At 67.6% G+C, this 17,863-nt stretch carries 15 protein-coding genes; 8 read left to right on the forward strand and 7 right to left on the reverse strand.

Features of this window, described 5'->3' with window-relative positions; translation table 11 throughout:
• The first annotated feature begins 94 nt into the window (after positions 1–94).
• The 3 genes from pdxY (at position 95) to G3N64_RS17340 (ending at position 4,880) form a co-directional block, all read left to right on the forward strand.
• Positions 95–955 (forward strand): pyridoxal kinase PdxY, encoded by an 861-nt coding sequence (pdxY, locus tag G3N64_RS17330; RefSeq protein ID WP_205785029.1) that lies wholly within the window; start codon positions 95–97, stop codon positions 953–955.
• 280 nt (positions 956–1,235) lie between these two features.
• Complete coding sequence (locus G3N64_RS17335) at positions 1,236–3,380, forward strand: phospholipase C, phosphocholine-specific (protein ID WP_205785030.1); 2,145 nt, start codon at positions 1,236–1,238, stop codon at positions 3,378–3,380.
• A 351-nt stretch (positions 3,381–3,731) separates the two neighbouring features.
• Complete coding sequence (locus G3N64_RS17340) at positions 3,732–4,880, forward strand: branched-chain amino acid ABC transporter substrate-binding protein (protein ID WP_205785031.1); 1,149 nt, start codon at positions 3,732–3,734, stop codon at positions 4,878–4,880.
• A 138-nt stretch (positions 4,881–5,018) separates the two neighbouring features.
• On the opposite strand, the gene G3N64_RS17345 is transcribed toward G3N64_RS17340, so the two are convergent.
• Positions 5,019–5,780 (reverse strand): FadR/GntR family transcriptional regulator, encoded by a 762-nt coding sequence (locus G3N64_RS17345; RefSeq protein ID WP_205785032.1) that lies wholly within the window; start codon positions 5,778–5,780, stop codon positions 5,019–5,021.
• 358 nt (positions 5,781–6,138) lie between these two features.
• Here G3N64_RS17345 and gudD point away from each other — a divergent pair, with 358 nt between their 5' ends.
• The gene (gene gudD, locus G3N64_RS17350; RefSeq protein ID WP_205785033.1) at positions 6,139–7,491 is read left to right on the forward strand and encodes a glucarate dehydratase; all 1,353 of its coding nucleotides are present in this window, start codon (positions 6,139–6,141) and stop codon (positions 7,489–7,491) included.
• A gap of 154 nt (positions 7,492–7,645) precedes the next feature.
• Here gudD and G3N64_RS17355 read toward each other — a convergent pair whose 3' ends face one another.
• The 3 genes from G3N64_RS17355 to G3N64_RS17365 all read right to left on the reverse strand — a co-directional run bounded on the left by G3N64_RS17355 (position 7,646) and on the right by G3N64_RS17365 (position 10,258).
• The gene (locus G3N64_RS17355) at positions 7,646–8,110 is read right to left on the reverse strand and encodes a DUF2214 family protein (RefSeq protein WP_205785034.1); all 465 of its coding nucleotides are present in this window, start codon (positions 8,108–8,110) and stop codon (positions 7,646–7,648) included.
• 39 nt (positions 8,111–8,149) lie between these two features.
• Positions 8,150–8,956 carry a hypothetical protein gene (locus G3N64_RS17360; RefSeq protein WP_205785035.1) on the reverse strand — a complete coding sequence of 269 codons (807 nt, stop codon included), beginning with the start codon at positions 8,954–8,956 and terminating at the stop codon, positions 8,150–8,152.
• 237 nt (positions 8,957–9,193) lie between these two features.
• On the reverse strand, positions 9,194–10,258 hold the full coding sequence (locus tag G3N64_RS17365) for a glycosyltransferase family 4 protein (protein WP_006476459.1): 1,065 nt from the start codon (positions 10,256–10,258) through the stop codon (positions 9,194–9,196).
• A gap of 564 nt (positions 10,259–10,822) precedes the next feature.
• Between G3N64_RS17365 and G3N64_RS17370 the strand changes: the two genes are divergently transcribed.
• Entirely contained in the window at positions 10,823–12,655 is a 1,833-nt protein-coding gene (locus G3N64_RS17370; protein WP_205785036.1) for an ABC transporter ATP-binding protein, read from the forward strand.
• 79 nt (positions 12,656–12,734) lie between these two features.
• Here G3N64_RS17370 and otsA read toward each other — a convergent pair whose 3' ends face one another.
• Together otsA and otsB are read right to left on the reverse strand one after the other, a co-directional pair.
• A complete protein-coding gene (otsA, locus tag G3N64_RS17375) occupies positions 12,735–14,114 on the reverse strand; it encodes an alpha,alpha-trehalose-phosphate synthase (UDP-forming) (RefSeq protein WP_205785037.1) in 1,380 nt (459 codons plus the stop codon).
• The gene (gene otsB / locus G3N64_RS17380; RefSeq protein WP_205785038.1) at positions 14,111–14,863 is read right to left on the reverse strand and encodes a trehalose-phosphatase; all 753 of its coding nucleotides are present in this window, start codon (positions 14,861–14,863) and stop codon (positions 14,111–14,113) included. The genes otsA and otsB overlap by 4 nt, the downstream gene beginning before the upstream one ends.
• Positions 14,864–15,143: 280 nt before the next feature.
• Between otsB and G3N64_RS17385 the strand changes: the two genes are divergently transcribed.
• From G3N64_RS17385 to G3N64_RS17395, 3 genes are read left to right on the forward strand one after another with little or no spacing between them, the layout of a single operon-like run.
• The gene (locus G3N64_RS17385) at positions 15,144–15,779 is read left to right on the forward strand and encodes an SCO family protein (RefSeq protein WP_205785039.1); all 636 of its coding nucleotides are present in this window, start codon (positions 15,144–15,146) and stop codon (positions 15,777–15,779) included.
• A 12-nt stretch (positions 15,780–15,791) separates the two neighbouring features.
• Positions 15,792–16,238, forward strand: coding sequence for a copper chaperone PCu(A)C (locus G3N64_RS17390; RefSeq protein ID WP_205785040.1), 447 nt, complete (start codon positions 15,792–15,794; stop codon positions 16,236–16,238).
• Between the two features lie 10 nt (positions 16,239–16,248).
• Positions 16,249–17,118 carry a cytochrome c oxidase assembly protein gene (locus G3N64_RS17395; RefSeq protein WP_205785041.1) on the forward strand — a complete coding sequence of 290 codons (870 nt, stop codon included), beginning with the start codon at positions 16,249–16,251 and terminating at the stop codon, positions 17,116–17,118.
• 22 nt (positions 17,119–17,140) lie between these two features.
• Here G3N64_RS17395 and G3N64_RS17400 read toward each other — a convergent pair whose 3' ends face one another.
• Positions 17,141–17,626: a GNAT family N-acetyltransferase gene (locus tag G3N64_RS17400; RefSeq protein WP_175239131.1), complete on the reverse strand. Its 486-nt coding sequence runs from the start codon at positions 17,624–17,626 to the stop codon at positions 17,141–17,143.
• Positions 17,627–17,863 lie beyond the last annotated feature (237 nt).

A 17,863-nucleotide genomic window follows, 5' to 3' on the forward strand; every position in this document is an offset into this window, starting at 1 on the left:
CGGCGCGCAACACCCCGGGGCTGTGCGACTTCCGCGCGCGCGACGAACTCGGGTATCGTGTGACGTGACCCTGAAACGCGTGCAGGCGATTCCCATGAAAAACGTCCTCAGCATTCAGTCGCACGTCATCTACGGCCATGCCGGCAATAGTGCGGCCGTGTTCCCGATGCAGCGCCTCGGCGTCAACGTCTGGCCGCTCAATACCGTCCAGTTGTCGAATCACATGCAGTACGGCCACTGGGCCGGCAGCGCGATCGATGCCGCGAAGATGGAGCAGCTCGTCGACGGCATCGCCGCGATCGGCGCGCTCAAGCGCTGCGACGCCGTGCTGTCCGGTTTCCTCGGTTCGCCGCCGCAGGCGCGTGCGGCCGTCGAGATCGTCCGCTCGGTGAAGGCGATGAACCCGAACGCGTGGTACTTCTGCGATCCGGCGATGGGGCAGACGGGCGGCATCCGGCCCGAACCCGGCGTCGAGGAATTCATCGTCCAGGAGATGCCGGCGCTCGCGGACGGCATGTCGCCGAACCACACCGAACTGCAGAAGCTCGCCGGGCGGCGCATCGAGTCCGTCGCCGAAGCCGTCGACGCCTGCCGCGCGCTGATCCGCCGCGGCCCGCAGATCATCCTCGTCAAGCACCTGCACGACCGCAACAGCCCGGCCGACCGTTTCAACATGCTCGCGGTCACCGAAACCGAAGCGTGGATCGGCCAGCGCCCGCTGTACGCGTTTCCACGCCATCCGGTCGGCGTCGGCGACCTGACCAGCGCGATCTTCGTCGCATGCCGGCTGCGCGGCGACTCCGTGCGCGCCGCGTTCGAGCACACGCTCGCGGCCGTGCATGCGGTCGTGAAGGCCACCTACGATGCGCGCCGCTACGAGCTCGAACTCGTCGCCGCGCAAGACGAAATCGCACGCCCGAGCGAATGGTTCGGCGCGTGGGTGACGGACGCCTGACGCACCGGCATCGCCTTTCGCTTCACCGGCGTGCATCCCGCGCCGCATCGCTGTTCCGCTCCACCCTTGCCGCACCGCGACCGCCGTCGATATGTATCCCGTCGCCGCTTCGAAATCGCTGCGATGCGGATGCAAACGTTTCCGGACTTCACATGAATGACACCGATTCCTCGCTATGCTCGCGGCGGCACGACCCGGCGCAGCCGCATCCTGCGCCCCGGGCGCGCCCTTCCAGCAAGTCCCGCCAATTGGCTCCCCCCTTTACCGCACGATAACGACCATGACCCGATCGAACCGTCGTGATTTCCTGCGCGTCGCTGCCGGCACCGCCGGCGCCGCCGCGCTGAACCTGTTCCCGCCCGTGATTCGCGATGCGCTTGCGATTCCCGCGAACCGCCGCACCGGCACCCTCCGCGATATCGAACACATCGTGATCCTGATGCAGGAGAACCGCTCGTTCGACCACTACTTCGGCACGATGCGCGGTGTCCGCGGCTTCGGTGATCCGCGCCCGCTGCGCCTCGCGAACGGCAAGTCGGTGTTCCACCAGCCGGTCGGCCCGGCCGAGCTGCTGCCGTTCCATCCCGGCGCGGACAAGCTCGGCCTGCAGTTCCTGCAGGACCTGCCGCACGGCTGGCAGGACATGCACGCGGCATGGAACAAGGGACGCTACGACCAGTGGGTGCCGAACAAGGGCACCACGACGATGGCGTACCTGAAACGCGACGACATCCCGTTCCACTACCAGCTCGCCGACGCGTTCACGATCTGCGACGCGTACCACTGCGCGATCCCGAGCTCGACCGACCCGAACCGCTACTACATGTGGACGGGCTACGTCGGCAACGACGGCACGGGCGGCGGCCCGGTGCTCGGCAACGAGGAAAAGGGCTACGGCTGGACGACCTATCCGGAAGTGCTCGAACAGGCCGGCGTGTCGTGGAAGATCTACCAGGACGTCGGCACGGGGCTCGACGCGAACGGCTCGTGGGGCTGGACGCAAAACCCGTACATCGGCAACTACGGCGACAACTCGCTGCTCTACTTCAACCAGTACCGCACGGCGCTGCCCGGCACGCCGCTGTACGACAAGGCGCGCACCGGCACCAACATCAGCGCGGGCGGCACGCTGTTCGACGTGCTGCAGCAGGACGTGAAGAACGGCACGCTGCCGCAGGTGTCGTGGATCTGCGCGCCGGAAGCATATTCCGAGCATCCGAACTGGCCGGCGAACTACGGCGCGTGGTACATCGAGCAGGTGCTGAAGGCGCTCGTGTTGAATCCGGAGGTGTGGAGCAAGACCGCGCTCTTCATCACGTACGACGAAAACGACGGCTTCTTCGACCACGTGCAGCCGCCGTTCGCGCCGCAGTCGCGCGACAACGGGCTGTCGACGGTCGCGACGACCAACGAGGTATTCCCCGGCGACGCATCGCACATGGCCGGCCCGTACGGGCTCGGGCCGCGCGTGCCGATGCTCGTCGTGTCGCCGTGGACGAAGGGGGGCTGGGTCTGCTCGCAGACCTACGATCACACGTCGCTGCTGCAATTCATCGAGGCGCGTTTCGGCGCGCAGTATCCGGTCAAGGCCGGCAACGTGTCGCCGTGGCGTCGCACCGTGTGCGGCGACCTGACCGCCGCGTTCGATTTCGCGACGGCCGACGCCGGCTGGCCGACGCTGCCGGACACGAGCGGCTACGCGCCGCCCGACCGCCTGCGCCATCCCGACTACATTCCCGTACCGCCGGTGCTGCAGAAGCTGCCGAAGCAGGAGGCCGGGCTGCGGCCGGCGCGCGCGCTGCCGTACGAGCTGTTCGTGCACGGCCGCGTCGAATCGGTGAGCGGCCTGTTCCGGCTGACCTTCGCGAACACGGGCCGGGCAGGCGCGGCGTTCCAGGTGCAGTCGCGCAATCGCGTCGACGGCCCGTGGGCGTACACGGTCGAAGCCGGCAAGCGGATCGCCGACACGTGGAGCGCCGCGGCGTCGCTCGGCCTGTACGACCTCGACGTGTACGGCCCGAACGGCTTCTACTGCCATTTCCGCGGCCCGTTCGCGACCGGCATCGGCAGCGCGAACGTGAACCCCGAGGTGATCTACGGCTACGACGTCGCGAACGGCAACATCACGTTGCGCCTGATGAACCGCGGCCACAAGGCCGTGCGGCTCAAGGTCACGAATGCGTACGGCCACGGCCGCGCGCGCACGTTCGACCTCGCGCCGGGCCAGCAGATCGACGACTACTGGGATCTGCGCGGCAGCCACGGCTGGTACGACCTGACCGTCAGCGACGGCCGGCTGCTCGGCTTCCTGCGCCGCTTCGCGGGCCACGTCGAGACGGGCCGCCCGAGCACCAGCGATCCGATGATCCGCACGCACGCGTCGCACGACGATGCCGAAGCCGCATCGGACGCGCTGTCCGACTGACGGCGTCCAGTGCGCGGCGCGGCCCCGGCGGGCCGCGCCGCCTTCCTGCCTTCCTGCCTCTCCGCCCGCGACGGGAAACTCCCGATACCGGCTGCCCCCGCCCGCGCGGAAGCTATGCGCAAATCCGCACCGAATGCGCGGCAAATTGCCAAGACCCGGGCATATCGGCGACCTATATATCGAGGCGATCGGGGCTCTTCGCCGAGCCTGACGGGAGATTCTTCCGAGGATCACGATGCCGACCTCCCCGCCCGATTCCGAGAAGCGGTCGAACCGCCCGCCCGTCGCACGCGTCCGGCCCGCCCGAGCGTGTGCGGTACTCACTCGCAGGTATCGAACAAGAGGAACAACATGAAATTCCGTCATTCCCTGTTGTCGGTGTCGATTGCATCCGCGCTTGCCCTCCTCTCGCAACAAGCGGCCCAGGCCGCCGATACGACCGACGTGAAGGTCGGTTTCGCCGCGCCGCTCACGGGCGTGAACGCCGGCTACGGCAAGGACCTGCAGAACGGCGTGCAGCTCGCGCTCGACGATGCCGCCGCGCAGAAGGTGCAGATCGCCGGCAAGCCCGTGCACTTCAACCTCGTCGTGCAGGACGACCAGGCCGACCCGCGCATCGGCGTGCAGGCCGCGCAGGCGCTCGTCGACCAGAACGTGTCGGTCGTGGTCGGCCACTTCAACTCGGGGACGACGATTCCGGCCTCGGTCGTCTACGACAAGGCGGGCATCCCGGTGATCGATCCGGCCGCGACCAACCCGACGCTCACGGCGCGCGGACTTGCGAACATGTTCATGGTGATCGCGACCGACGGCCAGAACGCCGGCAACGCGGGCAAGTACGCGGTCGACGTGACGAAGGCGAAGCGCATCGCGATCATCGACGACCGCACCGCGTTCGGCCAGGGCGAGGCCGACGAGTTCGAGAAGGCCGTGAAGGCCGCGGGCGGCAACCTCATCGGCCGCGAATTCACCAGCAACCAGGCGGTCGATTTCCGCGCACAGATCACGAGCCTGAAGGCCAAGAATCCCGACCTGATCTTCTTCGGCGGCCTCGATTCGCTCGCCGCGAACTTCATCAAGCAGATGCGCCAGCTCGGGCTGAACGCGCAGTTCGTCGGCGGCGGCGGCGTGAAGGACAACGAGTTCATCAAGATCGCGGGCCCGGCCGCCGAAGGCGCGATGGCGTGGGAATACGGCCGGCCGCTCGACGAGCTGCCGCAAGGGAAGGACTTCGAACAGCGCTTCAAGAAGCGCTTCGGCGTCGACGTGCTGTCGTACGCGCAGTTCGGCTACGACGCGGCCTGGGCGGCGATCAAGGCGATGCAGGCAGCCGGCTCGATCGACCCGAAGGTCTATCGCACGGCGCTGAAGAAGATCGATTTCGAAGGCGTCACCGGCCGCATCTCGTTCGCGAACGACGGCTCGCTGAAGAGCGGGATGTCGACGCTGTACCAGGTGAAGAGCGGCACGTGGAAGACGATCACGACGAAGGGAGGCTGATCGGCGGTGTCGGCGGCCGGCGGCGGAAACGCCGCCCGGCCCCGGTGATCGATGAGGGGATATCCGATCTCGTATGACGACTGATGTTGATGCGGTTCGACCGGGCAGGCGGCACGGCGGGCCGCGCCGCCCGGCGCGTCAGCTGGCCTGCGTGTCGCGCTCGGCCTCGGCCGCCTCGTGCGCGCGGCGCAGACGCTCGCGGCTGTTGGTGAGGTGCGTGCGCATCGCGGCGCGTGCGGCCTCCGGGTCGTGGCGCGCAATCGCCTCGTAGATATCCTCGTGCTCGTGGTTCAGCCGGCCGACATACCGCTCGAGATCGTCGCCGGCAAAGCGGGCCGAATTCACGCGCGTGCGCGGGATGATCGACGTGCCGAGCTGCGTCATGATGTCGACGAAATAGCGGTTGCCGGTGGACTGCGCGATCTGCAGGTGGAACTGGAAGTCGAGCTGCGCCGTGTCGCGGCCGCCGCCCGCCCCCGATGCGATCGCGTCGAGCGCGCGCCGCAGCGCGGCCAGGTCGGTGTCGTTCGCGCGCTGCGCAGCAAGGCTCGCGCATTCGCTCTCGAGGCTGATGCGCAGCTCCAGCACCGCGAGCACGTCGCGCAGCGTCGTGATCGTCGCCGGGTCGATGCCGAGCGTCTGGCGGCGCGACGGCTCCAGCACGAAGCTGCCGATGCCGTGGCGCGTCTCGATGAGGCCGCTCGCCTGCATCCGCGAGATCGCCTCGCGCACGACCGTACGGCTCACGCCCTGCGCCGCCATGACTTCGGTTTCGGTCGGCAGCTTGTCGCCGGGACGCAGCGTGCCGTTTTCGATCTGCGCGGTCAGCGCGTCGACGACATCTTGTGCGAGGCTGCGTGCGCGACGGCGCGGCGCTGCGGGAAGCGTAGGCACGGACATGAGGCCGGTTCCTTTTTGAATGATCGTAATGTGAGCCGAGGGTTTACGCGGGGTTTGAGCGAAAGCCGATGATTCATTATACTGCGTCACAAGTCATCCGACGACTGATGATCGAAATGTGGATCTCCTGTCGACTCAAGCGGGCATTCCAGCGCCGCCTGGTCCCATGCCTTACGATCAGCCAGCATTCGCGTTCTGCGCTCCGCTGGTCAGGTTGTCGCTCCCACCCCGTTTCGGGTTGCGTCGACTTGCGGGGCTTGCGCGCCGCGCACGTCGGTTGTCGAATGATCGCACCTCCCGCCGCGCGCGGCAAAGCTTTTGCCGCACGGCATTGCCCACCCTTTCGCCATCGCCGCTCATGAACGCCGTCACTGCCTCGCCCTCCCACGACACGCCGCGCATCGTCGACCTGCAAGCGATTCCGGTCGCCGGCCACGACAGCATGCTGCTCAACCTGAGCGGCGCACACGGCCCATTCTTCACCCGCAACCTCGTGATCCTGAAGGACAGCGCGGGCCGGACCGGCGTCGGCGAAGTGCCCGGCGGCGAAAGCATCCGCCGCACGCTCGACGATGCGCGCGCGCTCGTCGTCGGCCAGCCGGTCGGCAATTACCACGCGGTGCTCAACGACGTGCGGCGCACCTTCGCCGACCGCGACGCGAGCGGCCGCGGGCTGCAAACCTTCGACCTGCGCACGACGATCCATGCGGTCACCGCGCTCGAGGCTGCGCTGCTCGACCTGCTCGGCCAGCATCTCGGCGTGCCGGTCGCCGCACTGCTCGGCGAAGGCCAGCAGCGCGAACGCGTCGAAATGCTCGGCTACCTGTTCTACGTCGGCGACCGCACGAAGACCGCGCTCGCCTACCGCGACGGCCGCGGCGCGACCGACGACTGGACGCGCGTGCGCGACGAAGCCGCGCTGACGCCCGAGGCCGTCGTGCGGCTCGCCGAGGCCGCGCATGCGCGCTACGGCTTCAACGACTTCAAGCTGAAAGGCGGCGTATTCGAAGGCGCGAGCGAGATCGAGGCCGTGACGGCGCTCGCCGAGCGCTTCCCCGACGCGCGCGTGACGCTCGACCCGAACGGCGCGTGGTCGCTCGACGAGGCCGTGCGGCTGTGCCGCGACCAGCATCACGTGCTCGCCTACGCGGAAGATCCGTGCGGTGCGGAGAACGGCTACTCGGGCCGCGAGGTGATGGCCGAATTCCGCCGCGCGACGGGGCTGCCGACGGCCACCAACATGATTGCGACCGACTGGCGGCAAATGGGTCACGCGGTGCAGTTGCAGGCCGTCGACATCCCGCTCGCCGATCCGCACTTCTGGACGATGCAGGGATCGGTGCGCGTCGCGCAGATGTGCCGCGACTGGGGCCTCACGTGGGGCTCGCATTCGAACAACCACTTCGACGTGTCGCTCGCGATGTTCACGCACGTCGCGGCCGCCGCGCCGGGCCAGGTCACCGCGATCGACACGCACTGGATCTGGCAGGACGGCGAGCGGCTGACGCGCGAGCCGCTGAAGATCGAGAACGGGCTGGTGGAAGTGCCGAAGCGGCCGGGCCTCGGCATCGATATCGACATGGATGCCGTCGCGGTCGCGCACGAGCTGTACAAGCAGCACGGCCTCGGCGCCCGCGACGACGCGGCGGCGATGCAGTACCTGATTCCGGGGTGGAGCTTCAACAACAAGCGCCCCTGCCTCGTGCGCTGACCACGGGACGGACCGGGCGGCAGGATCGCCCGGTCGAGCCGGGATCGGGAGAAGTGGCGCGGCCCGCGGCCGGGCGGGTGCGTGCCTGGAGGAAGACGCTACGCGGGTCGAACGGGATCCGGATGGTGGCGATGGCGAGCCTGGCCGGCCGCCCCTACCCGGCCAGCCCAATCCCCCGCGCCATCCCTGACGCGGCGAATACGATGACAATCACCAGCACCGCCTGCCAATGGCCGATCCGTACATAGGTGCGCGCACGGCCGAGATCGGGCATCTGCTGCTGACGAGCGGCGACGCGCCACCGGATCAGCCCGAGCATCGGCACGACCTCGAGCAGCAGGATCAGCACGAGCGCAGTCATCTTCAGGTGAAAGAGCGGTTCGTGCAGATAGTAGGCGGAGCCTTTCTCGAAACCGCCGAACGCGCGCATCAGGCCCGTCACGATCAGCACGAGCGCCGACAGCCCCCAAGCGGCGTCGGCCTTGAATACACCGGGCAGGTCGGCCGCCTGCGCCGACGCAATCAGCCGGCGCAACGCGCGGTTACGCGCCGCGATCGCGGCAAACGCGACGCCGAACGCACTCAGGTGAATGGCAGCCAGCAACCAGCGGACGATCATCATGCCTCCTTGTCGCCCGCACGCCGTGCGCGGGACTTGTCAGACGATCTGTTTGAGCGCGGCGTCCAGCGCGAGCACCGCGACGCGGTCGCCTTCGGTCGCGAGCGGCGCGCGCATGACGATCTGCCGGTTATGGCCGACGGCCGCCGGCGAATCCCACAGCAGTTCAACCTTGGGTCGATTGAACAGGCCGCCGCGGCGCGGCGGCACGATGGCCGGCTGCCCATCCGTCGCCCCCTCGCCTGCGGCACGCGCAGCCCGGCCGGGCCAGCGCACCGACAGTTCGCGTGCGTCGTACTGGCCGACCTTGCGGCTTTCCATCCAGACAATCGCGGTGCGCGTCAGCACGTCGAGCGAAATCGCATAACGGCCGACCGCGAAGCGGCGCGCGGCCACGTTGGTCCGCCACAGCGGCCGCGGACGGCAGATCCAGACGATCGCCGCATAAAGCGCCGGCGCAGCGACGAGCCAGCCGTTGGTCGCCGTCACCGCATGCAGCGCGAGGCGCCAGCCGTCCGCCCAGACGAACATGCCAATCGACCAGATCGCGAACAGGAAACCGATCAGCGCGAAGACGCGCAACGCCTGACGCAGCCACTGCGGCAGCGGATGAAACGGACGTTCGGCGCGCGCGACGGCGCCCGGCAGCGCGAGCAGCAGGAAGATCAGCAGGAGGTAGACGAACGCCCAGGGCGACGACACCATCGCCGACAGCGACGCGCGATAGCCCATCTGGGACATCGAGAACAGCCAGCGCGCGAGCAGCACGAGACCGATCGCACGCAACGCGAAGATCACACCGGCGCCGGGGGCCGGCGCTGCGCGCGTGGATTTCGTTCTCGCCAAGACTGCTCTCCTCTGGATATTCGTGCGGGGCCGGATTTCACGGCACGGCCATTATAGGGACATTACCGTCTGGACAGATGGCCGGATGCCATGCGGGGCCGCTTCGGGGGCCGTTCGCGGCGTCGGGCGCGGCGAGAATACAACAGATTCGCGCCGCGGATGTGACAACGCCCCGCCGGGAACCCGGACGGGGCGTCGATGGCAAGCCGCACGCCGCAGCGCGGCGGCGGCCCGCAATCAGCTTGCGTTGACTTCGCGGAGCACCGTGCGACGCTTCTGGCGCAGCAGTTCCTCGTAGCCCTTCACATAGTTCTGCGCCATCACCTTCGACGAGAAGCGGGCTTCGAACGCAGCGCGGACCTTCTCGCGCGGCAGCGTATCGAGGCGCTTGAGCGCGGCGACAGCCGACAGTTCGTCTTCGACGACGAAGCCCGACACGCCGTTGTCGATCACTTCCGGCACCGAGCCGCGCTTGAACGCGATCACCGGCGTGCCGCATGCCATCGCCTCGATCATCACCAGGCCGAAGGGCTCCGGCCAGTCGATCGGGAACAGCAGCGCGTGCGCGTTGCCCAGGAATTCGGTCTTTTCGGACTCGCTGATTTCGCCGATGTACTCGACGTGCGGCAGCGCGAACAGCGGCTTGATCTTCTCTTCGTAGTACGCGCGGTCAGCCTTGTCGAGCTTCGCGGCGATCTTGATCGGCAGGCCGGCCTGCTCGGCGATGCGGATCGCCGTGTCGACGCGCTTCTCCGGCGAGATGCGGCCGAGGAACGCGAGGTAGCTCGGCTTCACGTTCGGGATCGGCGTCAGCAGGTTTTCCGGCAGGCCGTGGTAGACGGTCGACAGCCAGTTCGCCTGCGGCAGCGGGATGCGCTGATTGTCGGAGATCGACACGACCGGCACGTCGCTGAACGCGTTGAAGATCGGCTGCAGTTCCGGCAGGTCGAGACGGCCGTGCATCGTCGTCAGATGCGGGACCGGCTGGCGCGAGAACAGCGAGAACGGGTAGTAGTCGATGTGGCAGTGCAGGACATCGAACTCTTCCGCACGGCGGCGCACCTGCTCGAGGAGCAGCATATGCGGGGCCATCACGTCGCGGATCGTCGGGTCGAGGCGCAGCGCCTGCGGCCAGCACGCTTCGAGCTTCGCGGAAGTTTGCGAATCGCCGCTCGCGAAGAGCGTGACGTCATGCCCCATCTCGACAAGTGCTTCGGTGAGGTAGGACACCACTCGCTCGGTACCACCGTACAGTTTCGGGGGCACCGCTTCGTGCAACGGAGCGATTTGGGCGATTCGCATGCGTAACTCCTAAAAAATCAGCTAAAAACCAGGTATGGGTCGGCAACCTGCCGGCGATCCGGGCTGGATGCATGTCGTCCGAAAATCGGACGAATCAGCCTGCCGGGGGCGTCAAACCCGCGCTGTTCAAGGAGCGTCGGCGACGCGACAGGCATAGAACGTTTGAAACGAAGACCCGTTGACAGGGGTTCGTAAAAAAACCTGGAATCGAACCCGGAGCCGATTATCTAGGGTTAATCCCGATACGGCGCACAACATTTCAAACACTTTACTTTGTTACAAAGGCGCAACACTTTGCAACCCGCGGACTTGGGTGTCCGTTCTAGAGTGGAAGGCCCTTTTGGCGTTCCTTGCACCCGTGACTGCCGGCAGCGTGATTCCGGCACATGAGGCAGGACGGGATGCCGGATTTTATCTCAAAATCGTTCGCGAGCCGCTGACCCAGTCAAGATTCGCGCAGCGCAGCGCACGGCCTTGTTTACAATGCCGGATTATTCAGTCCGGGCGAACGCCGGCATGCGATCCAGCCGACACGCTCAATCACCGAATCACCGCACGCATATTTTGGAATATCTCACCCCTGCCCAGCGCAACGCCCACAACGCGAAGCTGTCGAGCTACGCGCACCGGCCGATCGCGTTCCTGTTCCGCTACATCCGCCTTCACCCAGTCGCCCACCTGGTCGTGCTCTGCAGCGTGCTGGCCGCCGTCGGCTGCGCGCTCGGTTCGCAATACGCGATCAAGCACCTGATCGACGTGCTGGCGACCGGGCGGCATCACCCCGGCCCGCTGTGGAGCGCATTCGCGCTGCTCGTCGGGCTGATCGCCGCCGACAACCTGTTGTGGCGCGTCGGCGGCTGGTTCGCCGCGCACACGTTCGTCGCGGTCACCGGCGACCTGCGGCGCGACCTGTTCCAGTACCTGATCGGCCATTCGCCCACCTACTACGCCGAAAAGCAGCCGGGCACGCTCGCGAGCCGCATCACGGCCACGTCGAACGCGGTCTACACGTCGGAGAACACGATGGCGTGGAACGTGCTGCCGCCGTGTATCGCGGTGATGGGCGCGATCCTGATGATCATCGTCGTCAATCCGATGATGGCGGCCGGCCTGCTCGGCTGTTCGGCCGTGCTGTCCGTCATCCTGTTCAAGCTCGCCGGGCGCGGCTCGGCCCGCCACCACGCGTTCGCGGCGAAGGCCGCTGCGGTCGACGGCGAGCTCGTCGACGTGATCGGCAACATGGGCCTCGTGCGCGCGTTCGGGATGACGCTGCGCGAACAGAAGCGCTTCGGCGCGACGGTCAAGGCCGAGATGGATGCGCGCCAGCAGAGCCTGCTCTATCTCGAGAAGCTGCGCCTGCTGCACGCGGTGATCACCGCGATGCTGTCCGCCGGCCTGCTCGGCTGGGCGCTGTGGCTGTGGGACCAGGGCCGCGCGACGTCGGGCGACATCGTGCTCGTCAGCTCGCTCGGCTTCACGATCCTGCACGGCACGCGCGATCTCGCGGTCGCGCTCGTCGACGTCACGCAGCACATCGCGCGCCTGTCCGAAGCGGTCAAGACGCTGCTCGAACCGCACGGGATGCCGGACCACTCCGACGCACAGCCGCTGTCGGCCAAGGGCGGCCGCGTCGACTTCGAGCGCGTGACGTTCGCGTATCCGCACCGCCGTGCGATCCTCGACCACTTCGACCTCCATATCGAGCCGGGCCAGCGCGTCGGCCTGATCGGCAAGTCGGGCGCCGGCAAGTCGACCGTGCTCGCGCTGCTGCAACGCTTCTACGACACGCAGGACGGCGCCGTGCAGGTCGACGGCCAGGACGTGAAGACGATCACGCAGGACAGCCTGCGCCATGCGATCGCGCTCGTACCGCAGGACATCTCGCTGCTGCACCGGACGATCTACGACAACATCGCTTACGGCCGCCCCGAAGCGACCCGCGACGAAGTGCTCGCAGCCGCACGCGACGCCCGCTGCGCGGAGTTCATCGAAGCGATGCCGGAAGGCTATGACACGATCGTCGGCGACCGCGGCGTCAAGCTGTCGGGCGGCCAGCGCCAGCGCATCGCGATCGCGCGCGCGATCCTGAAGGACGCGCCGATCCTGCTGCTCGACGAGGCGACGTCCGCGCTCGACAGCGCATCCGAGGAAGCGATCCAGAGCGCGCTCGACCGCCTGATGGTCGGCCGCACGGTGATCGCGATCGCGCACCGCCTGTCGACGCTGCGCAACTTCGACCGGATCATCGTGATGAGCAACGGCAAGGTGATCGACGATGGCTCGCCCGAGGTGCTGCGCAACCGCCCGGGCCTGTACCGCGACCTGCTCGCGAAACAGCACGGTCGCCATCACCCGGCCCCCGACGGCAGCACGCCGACCGGCGAACGCGTAGCCTGACGCGAACCGGCCGGCGGCCGACAAAAAAGCCGCAGCGCTTCGCGCACTGCGGCTTTTTTATTGCACGGGAAACCGCCGGTTACGCGTGCTGCAGATCGCGCAGGAAGTTGTCGCGCCACACCGACACGTTGTTCTCCCGAAGCTGCGCGATCATGTCCGCATAACGTGCACGCCGCTCGGCGAGCGGCATCGTCAGCGCCTGCGACAACGCATCGGCCATCCCGTCGATATCGATCGGATTGACGATCAGCGCCCCCGTCAGCTCGCGCGCCGCGCCCGCGAAGCGTGACAGCACGAGCACGCCCGGATCGTCCGGATTCTGCGCGGACACGTACTCCTTCGCGACGAGGTTCATCCCGTCGCGCAGCGGCGTCACGTAGCCGACCCGCGCGAGCCGGTACAGCGCAGCGAGCAGCTGGCGGTCGTACTGGCGATGGATATAGAGGATCGGCGCCCAGTCGAGTTCGGCGAAGCGTCCGTTGATGCGCCCCGACTCCCCTTCGAGTTGCAGGCGGATGTCCTGGTATGCACGCAGCTCCGCGCGGGTCGACGGCGCGATCTGCAGGAACGACACGCGATTGCGATGCGACGGCTCGTGCTCGAGCAGCTTCTCGAACGCGCGGAAGCGCTCGACGAGCCCCTTCGAGTAATCGAGCCGGTCAACGCTCATGATCAGCTTGCGGCCGCGCAGCGACGTCGCGAGCGTGCGCACCGCCTTGCCGTGCTCGCCGGCCTGCGCGAGCGCCGCGATCTCGTCCGGATGTACGCCGATCGGATACGCGGCCGCGCGCAGCGTCCGGCCGAACGCGCGCACCGTCACCAGATGGCCGTCGCGCTCGATCGCGCCGTCTGCCTCGGATTCGACGTAGTCGCAGAACGCGCGCAGGTCGGGTTCGGTCTGGAACCCGAGCAGGTCGAACGCGCACAGCGACTCGACGAGATCGCGATGCGGCGGCACGTTGACGAGCACCTGCGCGGCGGGAAACGGAATGTGCAGGAAGAAGCCGATGCGGTTCTTCACGCCGGCCGCGCGCAGTGCCCGCGCGAACGGGATCAGGTGATAGTCGTGCACCCAGATCACGTCGTCGTCCTGCAGCAGCGGCACGAGCTGCTGGGCGAGCCACACGTTCACGCGGCTGTAGCCTTCGAACTCGTGACGGTCGTACTGGATCAGGTCGGTGCGGTAGTGAAACGCGGGCCACAGCGTCGCGTTCGAGAAACCGCGGTAATACTGGTCGTAGTCGCGCCGCGACAGGCCGATGGTCGCGAACGTGACCGGCCCGTGCTCCTCGACGCGGATCTGCGGCGCGCCGGACGCGACGACTTCGCCGCTCCAGCCGAACCACATGCCGCCCGTCTCCTTCAGCGCATCGTAGACGCCGATCGCGAGGCCGCCCGCCGCCGGCTCGCCTTCCGAAATCGGCGCGACGCGGTTTGAAACGATGATGAGGCGACTCATGCGTCCGGCTGCTCCGCACCGAGCCAGCGCGCGATCTGCTCATGCAGCGCGTCGACCGAATCGAGCCGCATGCGGGCAGACGTCTCGCCCGCGCCGACCTTGATCGACAGGCCGCCACGCGCGTTGACCACCGCGAAGCCCTTCTCGTCGGTCAGGTCGTCGCCCGCGAACAGCGGCAAGCGGCCCGCGAACGGCGGCTCGTCGAGGAACGCCGCGAGCGCGCGGCCCTTGTCGACGCCCTTCGGCTTGATCTCGAACACCATCTTGCCGGGCTGCAGCACATACGCATCGGCATAGTCGGCGACGAGGCGCTCGGTGGCCGCGCGCGCAGCCGCCTCGCGCTCGGGCGCGTTGCGGTAGTGCAGCGCGACGGCCGCGCCCTTGATTTCGAGCAGCATGCCCGGATGACGGTCGACGACGGCCGCCAGCTCGCGCTCGATGCGCAGCAGGCGTTCGTCGTTGAAGCCGATGCGCTGCGTGTCGCCGTTCGCATCGCGGCGCTCCGCGCCGTGCAGGCCGGCCATCGGCAGGCCCGGCATTTTCAGGAACGTGTCGAGATTGTCGATGCCGCGCCCGGACACGATCGCGACCGCACCGTGCGAGCGGCGCTGCAACTCGTCGAGCAGCGTCAGCAGCGACGGCGGAACATGAATGCCGTCGGGCGTCGGCGCCAGTTCGACGAGCGTGCCGTCGAAGTCGAAGAAGAACGCGGTATCGGTCAGGGACAGGGAAGCCGGAACGGATTGCATCGATTCGATAGTCTGAGGGTCGGCCGGCAAACGCCGCGCCGCCACTGCGCGAATGGAATTGTGCGCATCTTACCGCGCCTGCGCATCGAGATGGGCGAAACCGGTACATCGCCGGCATCGCGCCGCCGCCCGCGTCATCTGCGACATATTGCCCCGCTCGCCTGCGGCGTACGGGTTTCGAAAGGACGCAGGCGCACGAATTGCGCTACAGTCCCAACCGCCTGCCGCGCGACGCATGGCGCCGCGCAGCCGGCCCCTTTCCGTCCGATCGAGCCCCAGGATGTCGTCTGCCCGTCGCGCGCCGCACCGGCGCCTCTCCCGCTTCATCCGCACGGCCGCGGCCCTCGCCGCCGCCCTGGCGCTCGCCGCGTGCACGCACGACGAGCCGCGCTGGAACCTGACCAACGTTACCGGCCATCTGCCCGACCTGTCGTTCACGCTGACGGGCGGCGACGGCCATCCCGTCGACGCCGATGCGTTCCACGGCCAGGTTGCGCTCGTCTACTTCGGCTACACGCACTGCCCCGATGTCTGCCCCGAAACGATGGCGCGACTGATGGAAGTGCTGGCGAAGCTCGGCCCGCAGGCAAACGGCGTGCGCATCCTGTTCGTGTCGGTCGACCCTGCGCGCGACACGCCACAGGCAATGCAGTCGTATGTCGCCGCATTCGACGCCGCGCATGCACGCGGCCTGACCGGCACCGACCGCCAGATCGAATCGCTCGCGAAGCGCTATCGCGTCGCGTACCAGATGGAGAAGCGCGATCCGACCGGCGGCTACGAAGTCACGCACAGCTCGGCCGTCTACATCTTCGACGCGAGCGGCCGCGCCCGCCTGCTTGCGACCGACCGCGACTCGCCCGACGCCATCGCCGCCGATGTGCGCCGGATCATCGACACCGCCACCCCTACCTGAATTCATCCCGACATGAAAACGAAGACGACACTCAAGACGCTCGCCCTCCTCGCCGCGCTGTGCGCCGGCGCCCACGCGTATGCCGCCGGCGCGATCACCGCACAGAACGCATGGGTGCGCTGGCTGCCGAACAAGCTGCCCGCCGGCGGCTACGTGACGCTCGTGAACACGAGCGACAAGCCGGTCGACCTCGTCGACGTCGACAGCCCCGACTACGGAATGGCGATGCTGCACCAGACCGTCTCGAACGGCTCGACGCAGAAGATGGAAATGGTCGACAAGCTGACGATCCCCGCGCGCGGCAAGGTCGACATCGCGCCGGGCGGCTACCACTTCATGCTCGAGGAACCGAAGCACGCGATCAAGCCGGGCGACACCGTGCACCTGCGCCTGAAATTCTCCGACGGCAAAACGGTCGATGCGCCGTTCGCCGTGAAATCGCCGGCCCAGGCGAAGTGATGCACGCGCGATGACCCTCCTGTACTGGCTCGATCCGTGGGAACCGTCGCCGACCGTGGTGATCGCGGTGCTGACTGCTGCCGTGCTGTTCGCGCGCGGCGTGAAGAAGGCGAAGGTGTCGCCGCTGCGGCAGTTCTCGTTCTGGTTCGGGCTGACGGCGCTCTACATCGCGCTGCATACGCGGCTCGACTATTTCTTCGAGCACGAGTTCTTCCTGCATCGCGCGCAGCACCTCGTGCTGCACCACCTCGGGCCGTTCTTCATCGCGCTGTCCTATCCCGGCGCGGCGATTCGCGCGGGCATCCCGTTTCGCTGGCGGCAGCGTTTCGTGCGCCCCGCGCTCGCGTGGGCGCCCGTGCGCGCAACGCTCGACGTGGTGTTCCATCCCGTCGTCGCGGTCGTGCTGTTCGTCGGGCTGATCTATTTCTGGCTGCTGTCGCCGATCCACTTCATCGCGATGCTCGACTGGCGTCTCTATCGCGTGATGAACTGGAGCATGGTGATCGACGGGTTGCTGTTCTGGTGGCTCGTCGTCGATCCGCGTCCCGCGCCGCCCGCCCGGCTGTCGCCGGGCCGCCGGATCCTGATCGTCGTCGCGGCGATCCCGCCGCAGATCGCGCTCGGTGCGCTGATCTTCTTCACGCCGCACGAGCTGTATCCGATCTATTCGATCTGCGGCCGCGCGTTCACGTGGCTGAGCCCGCTGCGCGATCAGCAGATCGGCGGCCTGCTGCTGTGGATTCCCGGCTCGATGATGAGCGTGATCGGCGCGCTGATCGCGCTGCGGCACTGGCTGCGGCTGTCGGCCCGCGGCCGCCTGATCGAAGAACGGGCCGCGCAGCGCGCGGACCGGCCGTCAGTAGTACACGCCGCACACTGACTGCTGCGCGGCGCGGCGCGCATTACGCGCGTGCGCTGCTCATCCACACGTGCGGGATGCCGTCCTCGTCGTGCACGTCCGAACTCGGCGTGAAGCCGAATGCCCCGTAAAAACGCTGCAAGTGGGCCTGCGCATGCAGGCTCACCGGCGTATCCGGCCACTGCGCACGGATATGCTCGAGCGCGCGCGACAGCAACCCGTTGCCGAGGCCCGCGCCGCGAAACGCGGCGGTCGTCAGCACGCGGCCGATGCGTACGTCGGTGTTTTGCGCATCGGGCAGCAGCACGCGCAGATAGCCGGCCACGCGGCCTGCCGGATCGAAGGCGGCCAGGTGCCATGCGGCCTGGTCCGCGTCGTCGATGTCGCGATACACGCAGTTCTGCTCGACGACGAACACGGCGCTGCGGGCCTCGAGGATCGAATAGACTTCGCGCGCCGTCAGCGCGTCGAAGGATTTCCAGCGCCAGTCGAGATCGGCGGCGCTCGGGGATGCAGCGGATGCGTTCATGGTCGGTCCTGATTCGGGCGCGCCGGCCGGCGCGCGGCAACCGTCGATTATGCCTCGAAGCGCACTCGTCACGCGACCGGCTGCCCACGCGCAAAAGAGGCCCCGCATTGTGAACTGCACCCCAAAAGTTGGACACCCGTCCAACCTTTGGGGTGTTTTTCATGACGAAGTACAACGAGCAGTTCAAGCAACGCATCGTTGACGAGTATCTTGCCGGCGGAATTGGTATCAAGTCGC

Origin of the sequence: Burkholderia sp. Ac-20344, from assembly GCF_017104975.1 — a bacterium.
Classification (GTDB): Bacteria; Pseudomonadota; Gammaproteobacteria; order Burkholderiales; family Burkholderiaceae; genus Burkholderia.